This is a genomic window from Polystyrenella longa, assembly GCF_007750395.1.
Lineage (GTDB): Bacteria > Planctomycetota > Planctomycetia > Planctomycetales > Planctomycetaceae > Polystyrenella > Polystyrenella longa.
Genome location: NZ_CP036281.1, coordinates 530,759 through 553,742, shown reverse-complemented (window position 1 = coordinate 553,742; position 22,984 = coordinate 530,759). Strand labels below are relative to the sequence as shown.

The window sequence follows — 22,984 nt, the reverse complement described above, 5'->3', positions numbered from 1 at the left end:
CTGAGGGGATTATGCCCTCTTTCTTGAAGTTCGCTTTGAAAGGCTGGAGACCCTAATGCGCCGAATTTGCTCGGTCCTGATGTTAACGATGCTGCTCTGTTTCGCCGCAACCGGCTGCAAGGTTGAAAACACTAACTCAACCTCCAACGTCAACAGTACCGGCGATCGCAAGGTATCGAAAGAAATTCAGATCGACGGTTCCAGTACCGTCTTTCCAATTTCACAGGCTGTCGCTGAAGAGTACATGAAAGAAAACTCAGATATCAATGTCACCGTTGGTCTGAGCGGAACCGGCGGCGGATTCAAACGTTTCATCCGCGGCGAAACGGACATCAACGACGCTTCCCGTCCCATTAAGGAATCCGAACTGAAGTCGTTGAAAGATGCCGGTATCGAGTTCATTGAACTGACCATCGCGATTGATGGCCTTTCCGTCATCGTCCACCCCGAAAACGACTGGTGCGACGCGATTACAACCGAGCAACTTAACATGATCTGGAAACCGGGTTCGGAAATCACCACTTGGAAGCAAGTCGATGAAAACTGGCCCGATGAACCATTCAAACTCTACGGACCGGACACCGACTCTGGAACGTTCGATTACTTCACGGAAGCTATCAACGGCGAAGAAGGTGCCAGCCGCTCCGAATACGTTGCCAGTTCCGACGACAACATTCTGGTTCGCGGTGTCTCGGGCGACAAATACTCGCTCGGTTACTTCGGCTATGCCTACTACGTCGAAAACAAAAACAAACTGAAAGTCCTCAGTGTGGCTAACGGAAACGATGTTTCCATCGCGGTTGAACCGACTGCCGAATCTATTGAAGCAGGGAAATACGTTCCCCTTTCCCGGCCACTTTTCCTGTATGTCCGCAAAGACTCACTTCAGAAACCGCATGTTGCCACGTTTCTTCGGTACTACCTCAATGAGGGGCAGAACCTGGTGAATGAAGTTGGCTATGTCAATCTGAGTGAAGAACAACTCAAAACAACGAAGCAAACATTGGAAGAGGGAGTCAGCAAATAAGCGGACTTGCCATCAAGACACCTATTCCCACAAAACCCGCCCCTGTCTCCTGAGCCTGTTTATTAAACAGGCATTAGTTACGGGAGTGGGTTTCGGAAATTTATGACGTCGTCGTCTTACCGACACCCAACATTGATAAATTGATTTCGAATTGTCCACGAGGTATCTGACTTTTGTCTACAACCCCAATGCCTGTGAACCAGCCCGAACCGAAAGGTGTTTCAACCTCGCTCGACAAACGGTTCTCAGTTCAGCGACTTAAAGAGCAACTGATTCGCTTCGTATTGATGTTTTGCGCCTTGCTCTCCATCGCCACGACGATCTCCATCATCTACGTGCTGATCACAGAGAGCCTGTTTTCCTTTGGCGAATCAGAGGCATTCTTTCAACAGGTTTCTTTTAAAGATTTTTTCACTGACACCAAGTGGACACCTCAATATGCCGATCAGCATTTCGGTATTTTGCCATTACTAGCCGGCACCTTTCTGATCGCCGGAATCGCGGCATTGGTTGGAATCCCTCTCGGCCTCGCCAGTGCCATTTATATGAGCGAATACGCTTCGCCTCGAATACGTAATTTCATTAAACCAATTCTGGAGATCCTGGCGGGAATCCCCACTGTCGTTTACGGTTACTTCGCACTCGTGTTTGTCACCCCCTATATTCTCAGACCTTTCTTTCAGGATCTGCTGGGGTTCGATGTCTCAGTCTTCAATGCCGCGAGTGCTGGAATCGTCGTCGGGATCATGATCATCCCGATGATCTCTTCTCTCAGTGAAGATGCCCTGCGTGCTGTTCCGCAGTCGTTAAGAGAGGCGGGCTACGCACTGGGCTCCACCAAGTTTGACGTCTCAATCAAAGTCGTCCTGCCTGCTGCCATTTCCGGCATTGCCGCGTCGTTCATCCTGGCATTCTCAAGAGCAGTCGGCGAGACGATGGCCGTGACGATTGCTGCCGGGCAGCAGCCCAACTTGACCTTCAATCCGTTCGAAAGCGTCGAAACGATGACCGCCTTCATCGTTAACATCAGTATGGGTGACACCCCGGTGGGCAGTATTGAATACAAAAGCCTGTACGCCGTCGCCCTGACACTCTTTCTGGTTACCCTCACCATGAACTTTATCTCTTACGCCATCATGCGGCGTTTCCGAGAGGTGTACCAATGAGTAATCCAAACCAAATGTTCGACAGCCAACTGGCTGCACGCCATCGTCTCGGCAAAGTCTTCGCGACAATCTGCTTTCTGTCCACTTGGTTTAGTTTCGCCGCTCTGATTGTCATGCTCGGAACGATCCTCTGGCAGGGAGGTTCCTGGCTCACTTGGGATTTCCTGACGAGTTATGACTCCCGGATGCCGGCAGTCGCGGGAATCAAAGCGGGGTTATGGGGCAGTTTCTGGCTCATTCTGCTAACGACCCTTTTCTCCATTCCCGTCGGAGTAGGTGCGGCGGTCTACCTGGAAGAATATGCTAGCAAAAGTCGCTTGACCCGGATCATTCAAATCAACCTGGCAAACCTCGCTGGGGTCCCTTCAATTGTCTATGGGATTCTGGGACTGTCCGTCTTCGTACAGATGTTCGACTTCTTCCGAGTGAATCCTAAGACTCTTGTATTTCCGCTGGGAATTGCGGAACTCCGTGTCCCTCTTCCTTTCGGTCCAAGCGTTCTCTCGGGAGCGTTGACGCTCAGTCTGCTCATTCTGCCGGTGGTGATTGTCGCCTCGCAGGAAGCGCTGCGATCTGTGCCCAGTTCAATCCGTCATGCATCAGTGGCACTGGGAGCCACCCGTTGGCAAACCATCCGCGATCAGGTTTTACCCGCCGCCTTACCCGGCATATTAACCGGGATGATTCTCTCGATTTCACGAGCAATCGGCGAAACGGCTCCTATTCTGATGATGGGAGCCTTGGTCTTCGTCGCAGCGACTCCGGGGAACATCGACTCACCGGCCCAACTTGTGACAGACCCACAGGGGGTAATGGATGCCCCGTTCGACAGTTTTACGACATTACCAATTTTAATTTTCAACTGGGTTTCCCGACCAAAAGAAGAATACCAGTACGTCTCAGCAGCTGGGATTCTGGTGCTGCTGATCGTCCTACTCGCGTTGAATGGAGTCGCCATCTCTATCCGCAACCGATATTCCAAACGAGCCCGCTGGTAGGGTGTTGCTCTCGTAACCAAAATCAAAACAGTCTTATCGCCCGAATTATGAGTCACTTTATTATTCATTAAATATTAACAACAAACAGGGCGCTAAACTCAGAATAATTCCTGAGAATGAATTGATGTGAAGACGAACCATCCTGAAGGCGTCAATCCTAAACAAGGTTCCGAACCTACTGGAGCAATGATGGCAACCACTCTGCAAGGATTTACTCAAATCGTGAATCGGAAAAAGACACTGCCGACTGAGGACATCACCCCGTCCCCCCTGAAGACAAGACCGATGATCGAATCCTGTAATCTCGATTTCTTCTATGGAGAATCACAGGCCCTGTTTGATGTTTCACTTCAGGTTCCTCCCCGATCAGTGATGGCTCTGATTGGACCTTCCGGTTGTGGTAAAAGCACCTATCTGCGAACGCTTAACCGAATGAACGACATCATTGAAGACGTTCGATTGGAAGGTAAAGTACTCGTTGAGGGCATCGACATTTATGCTCCTCAAATCGATGTCGTCGCCCTCCGCAAGAAAGTCGGCATGGTGTTTCAAAAGTCGATTCCTTTCCCCAAATCGATTTTTGATAACGTCGCTTACGGTCCCCGAATTGCGGGCCAGCGAAACAAAAATATCCTCAAGGAAATCGTGGAACAGTCTCTGGAACGAGCCGCGCTCTGGAAAGAAGTCAAAGATCGCCTGAACGATTCCGCGCTGGCTCTCTCTGGTGGTCAGCAGCAGCGGCTCTGTATTGCCCGCGCGCTCGCAACGAATCCTGATGTCCTGTTGATGGACGAACCGGCTTCCGCTCTCGACCCCGCGTCGACAGCCCGAATCGAAGACTTAATCTTCGAACTCAAGCAGAACTATACGATTGTGATTGTGACTCACAACATGCAGCAGGCCGCCCGTATCAGCGACGAAACCGCCTTCTTCTTTGAAGGCAACCTGATCGAAGTCGGTGAAACAGAGCAGCTCTTCACCAACCCGAAAGAAAAGAAAACCGAAGACTATATCACCGGCCGGTTCGGATAATTCTTAAAGCCCATCTCGACACGCGACCTTGCAAGTCACTTCACTTCATTTCATTTCAAATATCATCCTACGATCGCAGTCGATGCCTCTACGAAGTTTCGCCTGGTCTATCATTCTAGATCCGCAGAAAGCCGTATAACATGAGTCTTCATCTGATGAGAGACTTGGAACAGCTCCACCACGACCTGCTGACTATGTCATCGATGGTCGAGGAGATGATCCACCTGTCGGTCGACACTCTTTCCGAACCAAGCTACGAAAAAGCGGCAGAACTCGCTGCGAAAGATGATATCATTGATCGCTGGGATGTTCGACTGGAAGAAAACTGCCTCAAAGTTCTGGCCCTGCATCAACCAGTCGCGATAGACCTCCGACGTCTCACGACCGTACTGAAAATTACCGCCGAACTGGAACGCGTCGCGGACCTGGGTGTACATATTGCCGAACGAGCCTGTAGCCTGATCAATGGACCGGCAATTGTCGTTCCAGACCGTTTGCAGGTCATGGTTCGGTCCTCTGTAGAGATGCTTCACCGAAGCATTAACGCCTACGTACAACTCGACAGCAACATGGCTCGACGAGTTTGCGATGACGACGATGGTATCGACGAACTGAATCGCCTCATCATTAATGAGCTCAGCGCGCAGATGCAGGCGAACCCCTCTTGCATCGAGTCCGCCCTGCACCTCTTCTCTGCTTCACGTCACGTGGAACGCGTCGCTGATCATGCGACGAACATCGCGGAAGATGTCGTTTATCTCGTCGAAGGCGAAATCATTCGCCACCGGACCCATCTCAAAAAAGGGGATATCACTCCTTAATTCGCTGAACGCGATTTATGGGCGATTTATTCCAGAGGTTTCTCTCCGTCGGTCGACAGATTGTTTTCCAGTAACGATTCGGACGACTTCGCATGTTCGCTTTCGATGGCGGTAAACAGATTATTGCTGATGAGGTTCTGTCGGTTTTCTTCGCCTGATACGGTAATCGCTTTTGCTGATTTGGCAGAGAACTGATTGCCGGAGATGACATTGTTCGACGTCCCTTCCAAAACAATCCCTCCGGTCTTCAAATCGTTCTTACGTCGACGATACTGGCCGTCGCCCTGGTAGTCATTTCCAAAACTGTTCCCCGTCACCGTGATCCGTCCACTGTCCGGACCAATCTTCAGTCCATCCTCCAGATTTACCGTAAAGGTATTCGCCGACACCGCACAACCATGCGCGTCTTTCAGATCGACCCCGATACCGTTGTGAGCAATCACGTTCGAACTGACCGTAATGCCGTAACAATCGCGATCCAGTATGACTCCGGTTCCCTGCATACATTCTTCGATCATGTTGCCGGAGATCACCGAGCCATAGGTGTTCTCCACGATCACGCCATGACGCAGATGGTCATCGATATTGTTCCCCGTCATGCACAGGTTGTAGCCATCGATAAAGCGAAGTGCATCCTGGTTCTCTTCGAAATGATTGGCGGAGACGACGGTGTCGTGGAGCCCCTCGCCGAAAATTCCATTCTGTTTGTTATAGGTTATCAGACAATCGGAAATGCGGGCGTCCTCTTCGCAGAAATATAGATGGAGACCATCTCCACCATGTTCGCTGACAGTGACTCCCTGCAGGAACAGTTCCTGAATCCAGTTCGCTTCAATTCCATGCCCGGATTTTTCGGTTCCGGTAATTCTAAAATTGCTGAGCATCACTCGCCACAATCGCTCTTTCGAGGGAACTTTTTTCTTGTCCGCTCGTTCGATAACGAATGCCGGTTTGCCCTCCTGATTCGTGTTATGGATCCAACTCGCCGCACCGACACCTTGGATGGTCACTTCGCCACGGGTCAGCCTCAAAGGTTCGATAATCTCAAACTTACCAGGCGGTAATTGGACCAGTCCCCCTTCTTCAGGCAGGGCATCGATCGCCGCTTGTAACGATTTATAGTTCCGAGCTTCAATCACCGGTCGACTTCCCGGCAGCAAATCCTCCGCCTGAATCATCGAGGAAGACGTACTCAGGATAAAAATACCGGAGAGTAAAAACAGAAGGGAGGTACGCAACAGATAGTTCATAGGAATTTGCTCAGGCTGGGGGTCGATCAAATAAAGTTGATGAGTCATCGGGGCCAGCAAAGTGGTACCTCCGACCGTCACCTTCCATACTGAAATCTCCAGGAAGTGATGTCAATCGTGCCATCGACAATCCAGTTCTATCTCCGTTTTCGCAGACTACGAGTGCGCCGATTTCAGAAAACGGTCATCTTTGGAGTGCCTATGCCGTCCTCAGGGCTTACCCAGACAGTCTTTTAAGCCTGAAAATCGGGCTGTTTAGGGACCAGAGGGAGGATCAAGCTTGCCAGCCCCCGATCCGTGTGAGAGACTAAAGAAACGCGAAATCCGATTCCCACCGCCGACTCAGGGAAGCCACGTAACCCGTTGGTTTCCAAACAGAAACGTCTGTTGCCCGTGAAGCAAACGGACATTAGAGCAGGTGTGGAATTCGGAATTGAAACTGCCGACACCCTCCTGGATGACCATCCGTCGCGGAGAATTCTTTTGATGCCCAAGTTCTATCGAATTTCAACAGCCCTCATCTGTCTGCTTATCCTGTCAGTGCCCGCCTCCGTTCAGGCTCAGGGTTTGATCTGGTCGCTTCCGGAAGACGGAACCTGGGCACGCTATGAAGGAACCTACAACCAGACCGAAATCCGTTCCGGAGTGGCGGAAGGGAATCTGGTGCTCGAATGGATCCGCGAGCTGACAATCAAATCGCTGGGAACCGAACAGGCGATGTATCAGGGCGAAGAAACAACGTGCCACTGGATCGAGTTCAAGCAGGTCACCGGTAAACCGAGTGAAGCAGGGATCGACCCGGGTAGCTACGGTGTCCGTATCTACAAAGTCCTGATCCCGGAAGAAGTCATCATCGGCAAAGTTATCGATGGTCAAGATATTCTTGTGGACTACATTCCGATCGTGAAAGGCTACCGACAACTCAGCCTGTTTGAAGAAGTCGAAGAGATCGAGACTCCCGTCTTTCAAGTCTACCCATTGGTTACGCTGCTCCGCCATTACCGCAAGATCTCGGAAGAAGGCCCGGCTTCGCTAAGCTTGAAAGCGGGCGGATTCGAGACGACGAAATACCTCGGCAGCCTGACAACGGAAAGCCCCACCAACCGCACACGCAACAAAGGCGAATTCTGGCGAAGTCCTGATGTTCCCTTTGGGATCGCGCAATGGTCGATCAATGTGCAGAAAGAAAACAAAGACCGTGAAGATGGTCGCGGCGAATTCCGACTCGCCTCCGAGATCACCGAGAACATGTCCCTGGTCGCTACTGGCGATGGCGCCCAGACGGAACTTGAAACCCCGTAAAACAGCACACTGATAATAGTTCTAGGTATTCATGTTTGCTCGCGGCGATTTCGCATGGGAAGAGTCCGCTCAACCTTGAACCTGTCATGCAGAATTAAAGGACGACGACCAATCTCGATCTTATAAGCATCGCAATAAAAAAACCGGACAGAGGAGAATTCCTCAATCCGGCTAAATATGCATCGATCGATACAGATTCGAATGAATCTTAAAGTGACTGCTGAACTAGCTTAGTTCGTCACGATGGCTTCAATTTCTTCCAACTGGTTTTCCAAATCATCAATACGGCCGTTCAAAGCAGCATTCTGAGCGTCCATGTTGTCTTCGAGATCGTTGATGTCGTTGTTATTGATGATCGCGAAAGTTGTTCCCGTGATCGTCGTTGCCAACAGAACACCAGTAATGATGTCGATTCCGCCCATGACCGGCTGGCCACGAACGATTTGGTTATCACTGACAAGAATGGCTTTAGCCATTGCTTTTGGAGGTGCAGTCTGTGCAGACCAGAGGCGGAACTGACGGCTTCCCTGACCAGCGGTAATTTTGTAAGTACCGGCAGTCATGTTGCGAGCACCGAACAGGCCTTTAGCGTTAGAAACGGTTTTCACCACTTCTTTTTCGCCTTTGGTGATCGTTACAGCAGCACCTTCAACAAGTTTACCTTGTCCGTCAACAACTTTCCCAATCACAGTTCCATCTTTGCCAAGCACAACATCAACGGCGGTTGGGCCATTCATGAATCGTTCGGCTTTGACTTCCTGTTTGGGGGTCGCTGCCGACACGCCAGCTTGTGGAACGAGTAGTCCCAGACAAGCCAGACCATAGGCCGCTTCCTTTAGGAAACGTAATCCCTTCATAATTTTCTCCCTGTTTTCACGTCGAAAAAAGACTTCATAACCGGGAAGAAATTTGAGTGATTCAAAAACAACTGTTTCTGAACCACATTTCCCGGTTAACTCGGTCACTTCCCTATGACCGTTGTTTCAAAATAGAAACTCGAAAGTCGGCAGCTTTCCGACAGAGCAATTCGCTCTCTCTAGATTTTGCCTTACTTCCAGCTTTTAATGTGTCGTTTTAATCTTTCATCTGCATTGGGCATCGCCCGATACAGAATCACGCTGAAAGGTCCCGGAGGTTCTCCCTCTCGAATTTCCTTCAGGTATTCTAAAAGTAATTGCCGGGATTCCTCGGATTCGTGAATCAAAAAATGAATCCATGCCCAGGAATCTCGGTAATCACTTTTATCCATTTCCGTAAGTGAATTAAGTTGCTCCAGTTCTCGCATGTTTGGTTTATGCCGAAAGAACATGGAAAACCGCATCTCTCCCAGGTGCGAATTCCCTGTCGATCGCATCTGGTGTTCCACCTCAAAATATTCAGCCAGACCTTCATCCATCCACAACGGCAGATACGGTAGAGAATGATGTAAAATGGCATGCGTACATTCATGCCGAATATCATCTCGAACTGCCAGATGGTTATAGATGTAAATTCGTGACCGATCTTCTCCTTTAACATACAGAGCCTGCCGGGAAGCTCCTTCCGGAATCCGCTGGGAGACATACTCCACAAAGTTGCGACGATTCCGAAACAAATACAGTTCCAGCAACTCGTCACTGCTTTCCAGACCTAACTTCTGCTCGATTTCACTTCGCAAGATCTTTAACATCGCCGGTAGTTCAGTTTGACCTACCTTGACTTCAGAACGACAGATGAAGGCATCTCCTTCACAGATCTCAATCCAATCGCCGGCTGCTTGAACCATGTTTGGACCAAGTAGTAAACAGGCCATTAGAAACAGAGCACGCATCAGGGCGATCAAAACGGAGTTGCCAATCTGCATCAGAGAAGTCATATCAATCGAGAGAGCGCGGAATCGGATTGAGAACAGGAAACAGAGACTTGTGACAGCCACCAGTCCTATTCGGGACCTTCCTCCACAGTAATTCGGCGCGGAGTATAGGATTGGCTTGAAAGTGGGTCAATAGCTTTGTTTTTCCAGAAAGCGCCACCCGTTTTTACTTCATTTCCCGTTAAACAGTAGAAGAAAAAGAAGCTGGACAACTGTAAGATTTACAATAAGACCCTCCGAAGCAAAAAATCTACAGGCCAGACCCGTCAGCGAATCCTATCCATCAGGAATAGAACCTCATGAGATCAGCCGGATGGCTTACACCGCTAACGGTTAATTGCATTTCCTATTCACCAGACCTGCCGTCCACTTCTCGCAATAAATCGAAGGGCATTCAGCCAGCATGCATCTGCAAATCAACCAGTCTCGATTTTATGGTATCGTTCATCTCTTACTCTTCCTAAGTCTCTTCGCCGGCATCTCCTCATCCGCTGTCTTCGCTAATTTCCAGGAGTCCGCAGACGACGATGCCGTGATCGTTACCGAAGAGGAAAAGGAGATCGACACTCCTGATAAGGTCGAAGTGAACCCGGTCGCGATTGACGAAGACATTTCCGGTCGACTGCAACGAATCTATAACGCCTCAGGGTGGTTCGAGTCGGTAGAGGTCGAGACGGATGAAGGCATTGTCATCCTGAAAGGTATCGCTGACAGTGACCCTCATCGAGAATGGGCCGAACGTGTTGCGCAACGGACATCTGACGTCGTTGCTGTGGTCAACCAACTGAAAGTCCAAGGTCGACCGATCTGGGATATCCAACCGGCGATTGTCCAACTGAAGCAACTCGGGCGAGACTTTGTGCATTTACTCCCCCTGCTGATCGTAGGCGTGATGGTCATCATTCTCGCTTATGTCATCGCCAAGTTGACTGCCCGACTATCCAGACGTCTCACCGCCCGACGCATCGACAGTCAATTGATCCAGCAGGTTGTGGGTAGCATCGTTGGAGTGCTGATCATGTTGATTGGTATCTACATCGCTCTGAAAGTGTCCGGACTAAGCCGTCTGGCGGTGACCGTTCTGGGAGGAACGGGATTGATTGGTCTGGCGATCGGGTTTGCCTTTCGTGACATTGCTGAAAACTATCTGGCGAGTGTGTTAATCAGTCTGAACCGGCCTTTTAATGTGGGCGACCTGATTGAACTGGAAGGACATGAAGGGTTCGTCCGCCGCGTCACCACCCGGGGAACATTACTGCTAACGGTTGAGGGAAACCACGTTCAGATTCCAAACAGTACCGTCTACAAATCGATCGTAATCAATTATTCCTCGTCCCCTCGTATTCGTAAGGAATTTGTGATTGGAATTGGTTACGACGATTCTGTTACCAAGGCTCAACAGGCAATCTTGAGAGTTCTGACCGGACACGAAACGGTTCTCGAAGACCCCGCTCCGCTGGTGTTAGTGGAATCACTCGGTGCTTCGACAGTTAATCTGAATGTCAGTTTTTGGCTCGACGGCGAACGGTTCGACGCTCCCTCGGTGTGTAGCGCCTTAATGCGGCAGACCAAGACAGCACTGACCGAAGCGAAGATCAGCATGCCCGACGAAGCGCGGGAAGTGGTCTTCCCCAACGGAGTTCCCGTCGTGATGGTAAAAGAGTCTCACAGCAAGGAATCAGCGGCAGAATTGAGCCAGGAAGAAGCCACGAAGACAGGCAAGCCGGATGCGGCTTCTCTTTGCATCGACGAAGCGGACAAAGCGGCCTCCACCGACGCAGAAGGCGATCTCCGGAACACCAATGAAACGATTCAACGTCATGCGAAAGAAGTTGAGAACGACACTGAAGAAAACTTAATCAGCTGACACGCATCAACGTTTCAGAACAGCGATGCGCAGGATTCACAATCGAGCCGTCGTTGGATTTTCCGTTTATGAAACGTCATATCCCGGAGATCATACATTAACATCTGAGAGAATAGAGGCTCTCCGAATCCGGCCAGAACTTTAATCGCTTCCATCGCCGCGATACAGCCAACGCTACCGGATACCGCACCGAAGACAGGGAATTCCCGTCGCCACACCGGCGGATCGCCCGGATAGAGACACCTCAGGCAGGGAGTCACCCCGGGTTGAATCGTCGTGATCTGCGATTCCAGATCGTACATGGCACATTCGACGAGCGGAATCTTCCGTTCGACAGCGACACGATTCATCGCGAACCGCTCATTGAACAAGGGAGCGCAATCGACAATCAAGTCGACGTCGCCGAGAATCCGATCCGCGTTTTCTTCGCTCAGATTTTCTGCGTGCGCTTCAATTTCAAGACGCGGATTCAACTCTTTCAGACGCCGTTCCACCGATTCAATGCGGGGTTTGCCCAACCAGTCGTGTGTCATCAGTAGTTGACGGTTAAGGTCACTTGGCTTCACATTGCCCGCGTGGGCGAGCACCAGTTTTCCCACGCCAGCTGCGGCCAGTTCATAGGCCACGACGGAACCAAGTCCACCGCAGCGCGAGACACAGACTGTCGCCCCTTTCAGCTTTTCCTGTCCCGCTTCACCGAAGTCCGGGACCCAGAGTTGCCATTCGTATGTCGCTTGTTCTTCGGCCGTGAGAGATTGAGGAGTCACCATGAAGATCGAGTCCGGTTGCAAGTCGAGAAGGTTCAATACAGCTTCAGCATTATCATAGCAACCGACCGAAAGGGGAACAAATGAGCCACTTGCCTTCAACGACAGTCAGTTTCCATCAGCTGCTGGCGGGATTTTTTCGTCGTCTTCTGTCGTAGAGTCGTCCGTTATATCTCCATATTTCTTAACGAGTTTTCGGCGAAGTGAGACCACTTCACTGTCAATTAAGCCGTTCACTTTTTCCTGCACGACTCCATTTTCATCTACGAAGAGAATGTTGGTCGTATGCAGAAACTTGCTTCCTTCGTCCGCTCCTTCAATTTCCTGAACCGGCATTTGAAATCCTTTTTCGATCAGGTCATAGATTTCTTCATAGCCTCCCGTAAGCATTAACCAGCGATCATCCTCGGCACCATAGACCATCGCATATCGTTTCATCTTCTCAACATCGTCGAATTCGGGATCGACTGTGATCGTGATCAGCTTCACATTCGTGTCGCTCAATTCTTCCTGCATTAAAGACATACGGGCAGTTAACTTCGGACAGGGGCCGGTACAACGCGTGAAAATGAAATCCACCAGCCATGGTTGGCCCATTAGAGACTCTTTCGTAACTGTTTCTCCGGTATGGGCGGTCAGGCTGAACTCGGGTAATCCCTCGGCTGGCCATGGGCTGGCTTCGACCGCTTCGGATGTTACATCGTCAGTCGGAACAAGTGTGCCTTCTACCGACTCCGGCGGTACACCAATCTCAACCGGATTTTTCCCCGCACCGGTCATCATGCGATAACCAACGACAAGAACGACAACCCATAAAATGGCTCCCACCCAGAAGAAGGGTCTGCGAAACATATCAAGCGCTCCTCATTGTGCATTCAACCGATGCTAATAGATATAAGATGCTAATATAGCGATAAAATCATAATCGAAGGGACGGGCGATACCTATTATACGCAACGGATTACCGTTGGTCAGCCGCCTTTCGGCGTCCCGTCATCCAGACGGCAATTGCCGTGCACACCAAACCGAAGAACAGCATAATTCCGGCACACATCCAGATGGAAGGAATCGCTGCGGCTGTCTGCAACTCGGCTTCGGAATACATCAGTTGTCTCAAGCCAGCGACGCCATACGTTAATGGGTTACACCGCATCACCCAGGCGAGCCATCCCGATTCCGGTATGGGAAAGAATGCTCCCGAAAGTAACCACATCGGCATCAGGAACACAGACATGATCGCATGGAACCCCTGCGTCGATTCCATCGGCCAGGCAATTACGTACCCCAGCGATGTGAGCGCGAAGGCAACCAATGTCAGAAAGAAACCGGCGGCCAATGCCGTTTCCAAACTCCAGGCCACTTGCATGGCAGGCGCTAAGCCAACCATCGACAGCATTGGACCAATCGCCAGAAACAGGGCCGCTTGAATTAGAGCGAGAATCGTTCCCCCGGCCAGCTTACCTAGAACGATGGAGAACCGCGGAACCGGTGCTACCAGCACTCCTTGAAGAAATCCTTCTCGCCGATCTTCAATCAGAGAAATGGTTGAAAAGATCGCGGTGAACAGAATGATTAATACGACGACACCTGGAAAGAAATATTCCTGATACGTCATCCCTTCCGGAGCCCAGTCAGGAGCTTGAAAGGAACCATGCAGCCCTGCTCCAAATAAGATCCAGAAGATCAAAGGTTGCCCCAACGCTCCGACGACTCGCGTGCGTTGCCGAAAGAATCGAACCAGTTCCCGTGCAGCCAACGCCCAGATCGCGAGACCGGCCGCAGAGATTGCCCCTGATGGTTTTTTCCCAGTTGGCGTGTCGGGGTGGACTTGAATTGTTCCTGTCATCCTTCGACCACCTCTCCCCAGAATTGGTGCCCGGTACGAGCGATGAAGACATCCTCCAATGTCGGTTTGCCGAGTGAGACCGATTGAATCTCTGTCGTATAAGCATCCACTAGATTACGCAACAACTCGTGACCCTCCGGGGCTTCCAATCGCAGGCTTTCGCCGATCAGTTGGAACTGTAGATCAAAATCATCTTTGATTCGTTGTTGCAGCCGCTGAGGTTCTTCTGTTTGGATGGTCAGGCAGTCCCCGCCCAGAGAACGGCGAAGATGTTCTGGTGAACCGGTCGCGGCAACCTCGCCCTTATCCAGAATCGCAAGCTGATCACACCGCTCCGCTTCTTCCATCAAATGTGTCGTCACCAGAATGGTCATTCCCGACTCATCTCGCAGCCGTTGCAGGTAAGCCCAAAGGTCAATACGTGCCCCCGGATCGAGACCGGTACTTGGTTCATCCAGAATGAGTATCTGCGGATCGTGTAACAGCCCCTTGGCAATCTCCACCCGTCGCTGCATCCCGCCCGATAGCGACTGCACTCGATCTCGCAGGCGGTCAGACAGTTTCAGCCTTTGCATCAGTTCTTCGATCCGGCTTCGCAAAGCGCGACCGGAGAGACCGTACAAGTACCCTTGATAGCGGAGGTTCTCCTCCACCGTTAAACGGGGATCAAGGCTGGGGGCCTGAAAGGTAACACCGATCTTGTGCCGGATGGCCGCCGGGTCGTCGACAAGCGAGGTTCCGTCGAGAACGATTTCTCCCTGCTGCACCGGGTAGAGCGTACTGAGGATACGAAAGAGCGTTGTTTTACCACTCCCGTTCGGGCCAAGAATCCCGAGAATGGAGCCGGAGGCAACCGTCAACGAAACAAACTTGAGGGCGCAATGAGAACCGTAGAAATGAGTGAGTTCACGGACTTCAATCACGATTCGATCTCAGGAATGGCTCTCATGATTTAATTTCCTCATAGCCTGTTCAATCTTAGGGAGTAACCTAAAACTACTGTTCTTTGTTTTCGGGCTCGAGAGCAGCGGGCGAGGTTTCTTCTTCAACAGTACTGGTCGCCGTTTCGCTGGTCGCTTCTTTCACTGTCGTGAGCGATTGCGGATTGACGTTGGTGTAATAATGCAGGCCAATATCAGGTAGCAACGTCATCGGCAAGCCGATTGCCAGAATCGTGGTTGGCAGCAACAAAGCGTACTTCCAGTTCTTTTCAAACTTGAGATGCATGAAGTACAGCAACACGAAGCTCGCTTTAAGGGAAGCAATCGCCAGTACAGTCACCACCAGCAGGACGAGATTATTGATGTGCATCTCGTCAACCAACCAGGACACGCCGGTGCAGATACATAACAGGATGAAGACGACAAAATACGTCTTCGAGCTTCCATGAGGCTCATAGGTTTCTGAGTGTTCAACATCGCTCATAAGAATACCCGGATGCGTTCGACGATTTGGAAGAATTCTAGGAAACAGAGGACTCATTAACAGCTGGAACTGAATCGATTAACTGGTTGCTGGAATGAGGTAAATCAAAGGGAAGAGGAAAATCCAGACCAGGTCCACAAAGTGCCAGTACAGACCACTGTTCTCGACGTAGTCAGACCAACGATCACCCAATCGGGAACAAATCACGATCGCGAACAGAATCATCCCGACCACCACGTGAATCGCATGGAATCCAGTCATCAGGAAGTAAGTCGACGCGAAAATGTTACCGTAGAGAATTGGTTTATGAACATGCCAATGCGTGAGCAAACTTCCGAACTTGTCGTTTGCTTTCAACTCGTCCACGCGCCCTTCGAGTTTTTGTAAATCAAGTTGTCCTGCGCGGCGGGCTTCATTAATTTCATTATAGGCGATACTTAATGCAAGAGCGGCTTGAACCTCTTTGAGTCGGGCAGAATCGGGATCATTCGCTTTCAGTTCCGTTTCTTCGGTTTGCAAAAGCGTTTTCTTTTCAAGATCGTTCTCTCCCTCGGACGCTAACCGATTGATCTCTTTATTCATGATCGTCTTGAGGTCGTCCGTCGATTTTACAATCGCCTGTTCGGAAGTCTCCGGAATTTGCCCGGGTAGAATTCCATGTTCAAATTTGCCCTGGTACTCGACCCCTTTAATTCCGAGGAAAATGCAGGCACATAGAAACGTGCCTACGAGAAGCATCCGCGCTTTACCATACTGCTTGTTTCCCATCGCGTTGTGGGCCATGACAACCAGAAAGCTGGAGAAGAGCAACACGAACGTATTAATCGCCCCCGCAGCCGCGTTGATATGGACGACGCTCGGATCGGGCCAGGCGGAATGGCCCGTCGCATCGACAGAACCAATTCGCAGTACTATGTAGCTTCCGATAAAGGCCGTGAAGAACATGATCTCCGTACCGAGAAACAACCACATGCCCAGTTTGGCATTGGTGATCGGCAGTCCCATCTTCCGGGGAGTATTTGAAGTTGTTTGTCCCATAGGTGGAGGTCTTTTAGATCTTGTCCAGAATAAAATTCGACTTCAGATGAATGAAACTTTCCGCAGACTGATTACGGAACCCTGATTACGGAACCATGTGCAAGTGATCCCACAGCATAATGGTCAATAGCAGGGGCAGATAAATGAGCGAGGTCCACACCAGCTTACGAGCCCGTTCAACCGTTTCGTCCCGCAGAAAATAAACAGAGCAGAACAGATAACCCAGACCGAGCACTAACGCGGCCCAGAAATAACCATCGCCCGTCATTTCCAGTTGTCTTGGCAGCAGACTGAACGGTATCAGAGCTACTGCATTGCCCACGGCGATATATCCCACAACTTTAGGAATCGGTTTATTGAAGGGGACCATTTTGAGGCCTGCTTCGCGGTATTGATCGCGGTAAATCCAGACGATTGCCAGGAAGTGAGGGAACTGCCACAGGAACAGAATTCCAAACAACACAATCGCTTCCATGTCGACACTGCCCCGTACCGCCGTCCAACCCAATAAAGGAGGCAAGGCGCCGGGGACGGCGCCGATGGTGGTGCACAGGGCTGTTTTGCGTTTCAAGGGTGTGTAGATCAAGGTGTAGGTCACGAGCGTGAACAGTGATAGCGCGGCTGTTAACAGGTTAACGCGAAGAGCAAGATAGGTGACTCCCGCCACTCCCAATCCAATCGCGAATGTCAGCACCTGCCGAGACGTCAATCGACCTGCGGGTAACGGACGATTGGCCGTTCGTTCCATCAGGCAATCGCTATGTCGTTCAATGTACTGATTCAAGGCGCTACTACTGATCGCAACAGCTCCAATCCCTAGAAGCGTTTCAAACAGGTTGAGCCAGCTCCAGGAATTCTGATACCCCATTGCGTAACCAATGGCCACGGCAATCAGCCCCATCGTGGCGATGCGTGGTTTGGACAGTTCCCAATAGGCTAATAGAACTTCTCTCCGTGCGACGGCTTGTGTATTGATATCAGGATAGGTTGTTGTTGAAGTCGAACTCATATCGTGCTCCCCTTCGTCGTAGAAGGGTTTTGAAAATCAGAGCCGACAGAACTGCCGACTGCTTCAGGATGTTTTTGTAACCAGGAAATTCGTTTCACTTTAACCACGTGCACCACGGCCGACATGAAGAGAAACATCCCCATGACGGTATGGGCAGTTCTCATGAAAACCTGCTCGGGAGATTCGGCCCGGGGGACGTAATCGATCATGGAAGGCAAACCGAATTTCACAATCCAGGCTCCCATACCAAGTAATAATTGAATGAGCAAAACGCCAAACAAATGAAAGCCAGAACCTTTGATCAATTTGCTGTTGGAACGAATCGCCATAAAGAGTGTGATCAGGATCAACACGGTGGAAATCGCAGCGAAACCGAGATGCTCATGGACGGCCGTTCCACGATGTCGCAGAAAGCAGCCAAGAATGTATTGAATAAACAGGCAACCAGCAGTGAGATATGCCAGAAGCAGGTTCTTGCCGATTTTGGCCTCGGGAGCCTGGGAAGCAACAGCCCAGTATCGCTTCCCGGTGACAAACACCATCACCATTATCAACGACGTGACCAACGGCGCGAATGAGCCATGGACGATCGCCCAATAGACATTGTCTCGCAGAACTCGGACGCCTCCCATCACACCCTGAGCAATCACACCGAGCAAAATCGCCAAAGCCAGGGCAAAGATCCAGCGACGGGTATCTGCAAACCAGGCACCGATGACCAACGCAATACTGAGAATTCCAATCGTCATGCCGCCCAATCGGTGGCCATGTTCCCAGAACTTGTCCGTCCCGATATCTTTCAGCCAGGGATAGGTGACCATGTTCTGTCCATCGGAACTGGGCCAGTCCAGAAATGCCATACCGGCATTCAAGGTCGTCGTAATCGCACCGAAGACGACCGGCCAGAATGCCATGATCAGCAAAAGGATCGCCAACCGTCGAAACCATTTGCTAGTGACAGTCGAAGGATCAATTAATTGTGGGCTGTTTGAGTTTTCCGTCATGTTGACACCTCCTGATCTTTGGAGGAACCCGCTTCAGCAGCTAACGCCACTTCCATCGACTCGTCGGTCTGCATCAGATAATCGCGACCATTCCAATCGGGGTGCGAATATTCATACGGTCCGTGATAACAAACAGGTTGTACATCAAAGTTTCCATGGGGTGGAGGTGAAGGAGCCGCCCATTCCAGAGTGTTGGCATTCCAAGGATTGCGGCCGACTTTCTTGCCAAACTTGATGCTGTACAGGAAATTGAACAGCAGAATGAACTGAGCAAACCCCATCAGCATGGCCGAATAAGTCATCAACTGATTCATCGGCAGGAAGTGCTCAAGATATGGGTGGATGTAAGGGTCAGCGTAACGACGGGGCATACCACCTATTCCGAGCATGTGCATCGGGAAGAAGGTTCCATTGAATCCGATAAAGGTGAGCAGAAAATGTAGCTGCCCCAGACCTTCACTCATTTTGCGAGCGAACATTTTCGGGAACCAGTACTGAATGGCCCCGAAGACGCCAAACAAAGTCGCTCCGAACAACACATAATGGAAGTGGGCGACGATGAAGTAAGTATCATGAAAGTAAACGTCGGTTGGTACGGACGCCATGAAGATTCCGCTCAAGCCCCCAACAACAAACATAGAGACGAATGCAACACAGTTCAGGAAGACCGTGTTGAACTCCGGTTTCCCACCCCAGATCGTCGCCAGCCAGTTGAATGTCTTAATCGCCGATGGCAGTGCGATCAACATGGTAGAGACCATAAAGGTCATGCCGATCATCGGGTTCATTCCGCTGGTAAACATATGGTGTCCCCAAACCAGGAACCCGAGTCCCGCAATGGCACTCATCGAGTAAACCATCGGTCGATATCCGAACACTGGCTTCCGACTCATAGTGGAAAGCATGTCGGATACCATGCCCATTGCAGGGAGTAGCATGATGTAAACAGCCGGGTGCGAATAGAACCAGAACAAGTGCTGCCACAGCAGAGGTTGACCACCACCTACGGTTGGGTCGGCATTATTCACGACGATTCCGGCCGGAATAAAGAAACAGGTCCCGAACACTCGGTCTGCCAGCAACATGAATCCTGCCGCCGTTAATACAGGCAACGCGAACGCCTGTAGAATCGCGGTGATGAACATCGCCCAGATCGTCAGAGGCAATCGAAACATGGTCAGGCCCGGTGCCCGCATGTTGATAATTGTTGTCAGGTAGTTGATCGATCCCATCATCGAAGAAACACCGACACAGGTCAGACCCAGCAACCACCACGTCTGGGCGGTTTGTGATCCAGGTGCGGATTCGGCGAGTGCGGAAAGCACAGGATACGCCGTCCAACCCGCCGCAGGTCCCGCGTTCGGGTCGGCCATACTGAATCCAAAGAAGGCGATTGCCGGTATCATGAACCAATAGCTGAACATGTTCAACTTGGGAAACGCCATGTCGTCCGCCCCGATCATGAGCGGAATTAAAAAGTTACCAAACGCTCCCGCCAGGATTGGAATCACGACCAGGAAGGTCATGACCGTCGCATGCATGGTGAACAGCATGGTGTAGAATTCGGGGGTAATCTGACCGCCTTGCGACGAGAAGAGCCATTCACCCACAAACGGCATTGGGGTATCAGGAAAAGCGAGTTTCCAGCGCACTCCCAGCGCAAGGGCACCACCGACCATCATCATCAGCAAAGTCGTAATGAGGAATTGAATCCCGATGACTTTGTGATCAGTGGAGAAAATGTATTTTCGGATAAAACCGATCTGGTGAGTCCCCGCATGTTCCGTATGGGAATGTGCGGAAAGTCCGGAAGCGGTCGGTTCAATTGTTGCCACGAGACGACCTCATTAAAACAGGTTGCGTCGTTAATATTAAATGTGAAACTATCAGGGACTCTGGAAGTGCCAAATTCAGAGTGAGACGAAGAAATAGAAACAGATTATTCTTCATCAGCAGTCGATTCGCCCGCTTTGGCTACGAATCCATCAGAGGTTTCATCCTCATAGAGCGACTGTAGGAATGCGTCGTATTCCTCTTCGGGCAAGACTTTAATCAACGCTCTCATTTTGTAGTGTCCCCACCCGCATAGCTCAGCACAGACAAGGTCGTATGTTCCGGGTTTCGGAACTTCGAACCAGATGGGGATCATCTTTCCGGGAACGGCATCCTGCTTCACCCGTAACTGGGGCGAAAAAAAGGAATGCTGCACGTCACTTGTTCTGAGGTTAATTACGACCTTGCGTCCCGCTGGTAAGACGAGCTCATTCACGATGAACATGTCGCTGGGCTGAGGAAGAAGTTGAAGCTGTTCGCCCGGAGCAGGATAGCGCATCCGCCATTCAAACTGACGGGCGGTCACTTCCGCAACCGGGTTCTGTTGAATCTCTACGGCGACGCGATCTACCATGCGAAACTCGGCCCAGACATCCATCTGCTCAAAAGCAATGAACAGTAAAACCAGAGCGGGAATCACCGTCCAAATCAATTCGAGTTTGTGGTTTCCATGGGAATACCAGGCTTTGTCCTCTGTCTTCACGCCACTGGCGCGCCACAGCGCATACCCCATTGCGACCTGCGTTCCAATAAACGCTGCCCCAGTGAGGTACAGAATCAGATAAAACAGACTATCAATCCGGGCACCAATGGTTGATGCTGCTTCGCCTGGAAACCACCAATTCATTGATGGAGAAACGGCAAAGAAGACAACAGCCACGATGGGCCAGAAGATGAAAAAGAGAGACCAGAACTTCTTCACAACAAGTAATCCTCTCGGCGAGGCAAACGATCATGTATCAGATAAAATAAAAATAAGTAAAGCAGCAACCGCCGACTATTCCCCTTCGGAGCCGGAAGAGCTATCCGTCCCACTTGGAGAAGTCGAAGTCGTCTCGGCAGGAGACGCTGTATTAAATTCAACAGAAGGATCTTGGTGAGGCAGACTGAGAACATAATTTACGATGTCCCAAATCTGATTATCATTGGCAGCAGAAGCAAAACCCTGCATCGGCGTACCGGGAATTCCCGCTTTAATACGTCGAAAAACATCGATCGGTCGATGCCCACCGCGGTACTGACCCAACCGGAGGTTTCGCGGCTTCACCAGGGAACCCCAGGAATCATACAATCCCGGTTCAGAGTACGTCACCTGGGTGAGTGGATCGGTTTTGTATGTTTCTGTCTCCGATCCGTCTCCGTTTCCGAGCGGACCATGACAGGTGACGCACTTAAGTGATGTATATAATTCCTTGCCACGCAGGCGGGAATCAAGCGTATCCTCAACACGGGGTTTAGTCGGCTTTACGATACTGGACTTCTTGTCCGCCTGCTCCCACTTAGCAGCAATTTGCTCTGTAATCGCTTCCAGTTCATCCGGAAGTTCGTCGAGAACGAGATCCTGCAAGTCCTGCTCAAGGTACTCGACTTCCTCTTCGCTATCTTCTTTCGCTTCTTCGTAGGCAAGCATCGAAAAATCGCCCTCAAAGAAGTCGATCAATCGTTTTTCGATTTCGCCCCTCATGGATAACCAGCGAACATACTCGACAATCGAAGCTTTCTCTTTCTCAGGCAACAACTTGAATGAGGGCATATAGGTACCAGGAATGCCGTCGTCCAAGGTGCGAAGCAAGTCATCGTGCGATGGTTTGTCGGAGTAATCTGTTGATTTGAACTTGAACAACCCCAACCGGAAATCGCGTGGTTTGGGATTAAGGTATTTCGCGGTGGCTCCTTCTCCGTCTCCTGTCACGCCGTGACAATGAACACAATGTTTCATATACAGCCGCTGACCTTCAATCAGCTGATGCCCTCCGATGCTGACTTCGGCTTCTGCTTCTGGAAAGTATTCACCCGACACGACGACAGTGTTAGTCGCCGGATCGTGATTGAGCACGCGAATGAAATCGATCACCTCTTCGCCTTCTTCATCTTCGCGATAGAACTGAACACTGTCCCCGGTTAGGTCTTTTTCAGACTCTTCTTCGAGTTCAATTGTCAGCTTCTTCTGCCCTTCGGCAGCATCAGCGACTTCTGTCACTGCGCCCGTGACCATTCCGAAATCCACTGGGACGGCATCCCAGGCATGCAGCGACCCTGGTTCACCGAAATGAGTATTCACGGTGGAATTGACGACGTCCTGAGCTTTCGGCATCAGGTTGAAAACGCGAGGGTGGGGCGCAAACTCCATATCGGAAGGTTCGCCGCAGCCGACCAAACTGGCAGAAACCAGCATCAGCGGCAGGAGATAGCGATAGCTCCTGAATCTGGTTTCGTTAGCGATTTCGAACATGTATGTTATTCCAGAGAATGACAAACGTCTCCGACGAGGTTTTCCAGAAATCGGTCAGCACAGACCGGGAAAAGCCATTTATGACGGAGGGATTTTTTGAATTGAACAAGTTAGTAGTCAGGCGGGAGAGCGAAGTTTCAAATGAGAAACCGACTGAACGTCTCTATATAAATCTAGACATCGGTGTGAAATTTGGCACCGTAATATCTCCATGACGATGATAATCACCGCCGGTAAAGCCTCCTGCCAGTAACTTTTGGCCCATCCTAAACGGTCAAGAGGCCTGAATCAGCCG

The 22,984-nt window shown here is 50.7% G+C and carries 21 protein-coding genes; 7 read left to right on the top strand and 14 right to left on the bottom strand.

Annotation, left to right across the window (positions count from 1 at the left end; all coding sequences use genetic code 11):
- Window positions 1-55 precede the first annotated feature (55 nt).
- The 5 genes from Pla110_RS02040 (at window position 56) to phoU (ending at window position 5,044) form a co-directional block, all read left to right on the top strand.
- Window positions 56-1,027 carry a PstS family phosphate ABC transporter substrate-binding protein gene (locus tag Pla110_RS02040; protein WP_144992694.1) on the top strand — a complete coding sequence of 324 codons (972 nt, stop codon included), beginning with the start codon at window positions 56-58 and terminating at the stop codon, window positions 1,025-1,027.
- Between the two features lie 188 nt (window positions 1,028-1,215).
- Window positions 1,216-2,193: a phosphate ABC transporter permease subunit PstC gene (gene pstC / locus Pla110_RS02035; protein WP_144999533.1), complete on the top strand. Its 978-nt coding sequence runs from the start codon at window positions 1,216-1,218 to the stop codon at window positions 2,191-2,193.
- Complete coding sequence (gene pstA, locus Pla110_RS02030) at window positions 2,190-3,191, top strand: phosphate ABC transporter permease PstA (RefSeq protein WP_197440444.1); 1,002 nt, start codon at window positions 2,190-2,192, stop codon at window positions 3,189-3,191. The genes pstC and pstA overlap by 4 nt, the downstream gene beginning before the upstream one ends.
- 285 nt (window positions 3,192-3,476) lie before the next feature.
- On the top strand, window positions 3,477-4,223 hold the full coding sequence (gene pstB, locus Pla110_RS02025; RefSeq protein WP_197440673.1) for a phosphate ABC transporter ATP-binding protein PstB: 747 nt from the start codon (window positions 3,477-3,479) through the stop codon (window positions 4,221-4,223).
- 140 nt (window positions 4,224-4,363) lie between these two features.
- Window positions 4,364-5,044, top strand: a complete 681-nt coding sequence (gene phoU / locus Pla110_RS02020) for a phosphate signaling complex protein PhoU (RefSeq protein WP_144992692.1) — start codon at window positions 4,364-4,366, stop codon at window positions 5,042-5,044.
- A 26-nt stretch (window positions 5,045-5,070) separates the two neighbouring features.
- Here the strand turns inward: phoU and Pla110_RS02015 are convergent, their stop codons facing one another.
- Complete coding sequence (locus Pla110_RS02015) at window positions 5,071-6,282, bottom strand: right-handed parallel beta-helix repeat-containing protein (protein WP_197440443.1); 1,212 nt, start codon at window positions 6,280-6,282, stop codon at window positions 5,071-5,073.
- A 375-nt stretch (window positions 6,283-6,657) separates the two neighbouring features.
- On the opposite strand from Pla110_RS02015, the gene Pla110_RS02010 reads away from it, so the two are divergent.
- A complete protein-coding gene (locus Pla110_RS02010; RefSeq protein WP_144992688.1) occupies window positions 6,658-7,596 on the top strand; it encodes a hypothetical protein in 939 nt (312 codons plus the stop codon).
- Between the two features lie 230 nt (window positions 7,597-7,826).
- Here the strand turns inward: Pla110_RS02010 and Pla110_RS02005 are convergent, their stop codons facing one another.
- Together Pla110_RS02005 and Pla110_RS02000 are read right to left on the bottom strand one after the other, a co-directional pair.
- A complete protein-coding gene (locus tag Pla110_RS02005) occupies window positions 7,827-8,453 on the bottom strand; it encodes a carboxypeptidase regulatory-like domain-containing protein (RefSeq protein ID WP_144992686.1) in 627 nt (208 codons plus the stop codon).
- Window positions 8,454-8,644: 191 nt separating this feature from the next.
- Entirely contained in the window at window positions 8,645-9,511 is an 867-nt protein-coding gene (locus Pla110_RS02000; protein WP_144992685.1) for a DUF1570 domain-containing protein, read from the bottom strand.
- Window positions 9,512-9,851: 340 nt separating this feature from the next.
- Between Pla110_RS02000 and Pla110_RS01995 the strand changes: the two genes are divergently transcribed.
- On the top strand, window positions 9,852-11,315 hold the full coding sequence (locus Pla110_RS01995) for a mechanosensitive ion channel family protein (RefSeq protein ID WP_144992683.1): 1,464 nt from the start codon (window positions 9,852-9,854) through the stop codon (window positions 11,313-11,315).
- A 14-nt stretch (window positions 11,316-11,329) separates the two neighbouring features.
- On the opposite strand, the gene Pla110_RS01990 is transcribed toward Pla110_RS01995, so the two are convergent.
- The 11 genes from Pla110_RS01990 to Pla110_RS01940 form a co-directional block, all read right to left on the bottom strand.
- On the bottom strand, window positions 11,330-12,121 hold the full coding sequence (locus Pla110_RS01990) for a HesA/MoeB/ThiF family protein (RefSeq protein WP_231742816.1): 792 nt from the start codon (window positions 12,119-12,121) through the stop codon (window positions 11,330-11,332).
- Window positions 12,122-12,190: 69 nt separating this feature from the next.
- A complete protein-coding gene (locus tag Pla110_RS01985) occupies window positions 12,191-12,934 on the bottom strand; it encodes an SCO family protein (RefSeq protein WP_144992681.1) in 744 nt (247 codons plus the stop codon).
- Between the two features lie 109 nt (window positions 12,935-13,043).
- Window positions 13,044-13,928, bottom strand: a complete 885-nt coding sequence (locus Pla110_RS01980) for an ABC transporter permease (protein WP_144992679.1) — start codon at window positions 13,926-13,928, stop codon at window positions 13,044-13,046.
- Window positions 13,925-14,851 carry an ABC transporter ATP-binding protein gene (locus Pla110_RS01975; RefSeq protein WP_144992678.1) on the bottom strand — a complete coding sequence of 309 codons (927 nt, stop codon included), beginning with the start codon at window positions 14,849-14,851 and terminating at the stop codon, window positions 13,925-13,927. The genes Pla110_RS01980 and Pla110_RS01975 overlap by 4 nt, the downstream gene beginning before the upstream one ends.
- A 73-nt stretch (window positions 14,852-14,924) precedes the next feature.
- Window positions 14,925-15,353, bottom strand: a complete 429-nt coding sequence (locus Pla110_RS01970; protein WP_144992676.1) for a cytochrome C oxidase subunit IV family protein — start codon at window positions 15,351-15,353, stop codon at window positions 14,925-14,927.
- A gap of 78 nt (window positions 15,354-15,431) precedes the next feature.
- Window positions 15,432-16,391, bottom strand: a complete 960-nt coding sequence (locus tag Pla110_RS01965) for a cytochrome c oxidase subunit 3 (RefSeq protein ID WP_231742814.1) — start codon at window positions 16,389-16,391, stop codon at window positions 15,432-15,434.
- 85 nt (window positions 16,392-16,476) lie between these two features.
- Complete coding sequence (gene cyoE, locus Pla110_RS01960) at window positions 16,477-17,400, bottom strand: heme o synthase (protein ID WP_144992674.1); 924 nt, start codon at window positions 17,398-17,400, stop codon at window positions 16,477-16,479.
- Window positions 17,397-18,404: a COX15/CtaA family protein gene (locus Pla110_RS01955; RefSeq protein WP_144992672.1), complete on the bottom strand. Its 1,008-nt coding sequence runs from the start codon at window positions 18,402-18,404 to the stop codon at window positions 17,397-17,399. The genes cyoE and Pla110_RS01955 overlap by 4 nt, the downstream gene beginning before the upstream one ends.
- Complete coding sequence (locus tag Pla110_RS01950; RefSeq protein WP_231742811.1) at window positions 18,401-20,239, bottom strand: cytochrome c oxidase subunit I; 1,839 nt, start codon at window positions 20,237-20,239, stop codon at window positions 18,401-18,403. The genes Pla110_RS01955 and Pla110_RS01950 overlap by 4 nt, the downstream gene beginning before the upstream one ends.
- A gap of 104 nt (window positions 20,240-20,343) precedes the next feature.
- The gene (gene coxB, locus Pla110_RS01945; RefSeq protein ID WP_231742809.1) at window positions 20,344-21,159 is read right to left on the bottom strand and encodes a cytochrome c oxidase subunit II; all 816 of its coding nucleotides are present in this window, start codon (window positions 21,157-21,159) and stop codon (window positions 20,344-20,346) included.
- Between the two features lie 75 nt (window positions 21,160-21,234).
- Window positions 21,235-22,689, bottom strand: coding sequence for a c-type cytochrome (locus tag Pla110_RS01940; RefSeq protein WP_144992670.1), 1,455 nt, complete (start codon window positions 22,687-22,689; stop codon window positions 21,235-21,237).
- Window positions 22,690-22,984 lie beyond the last annotated feature (295 nt).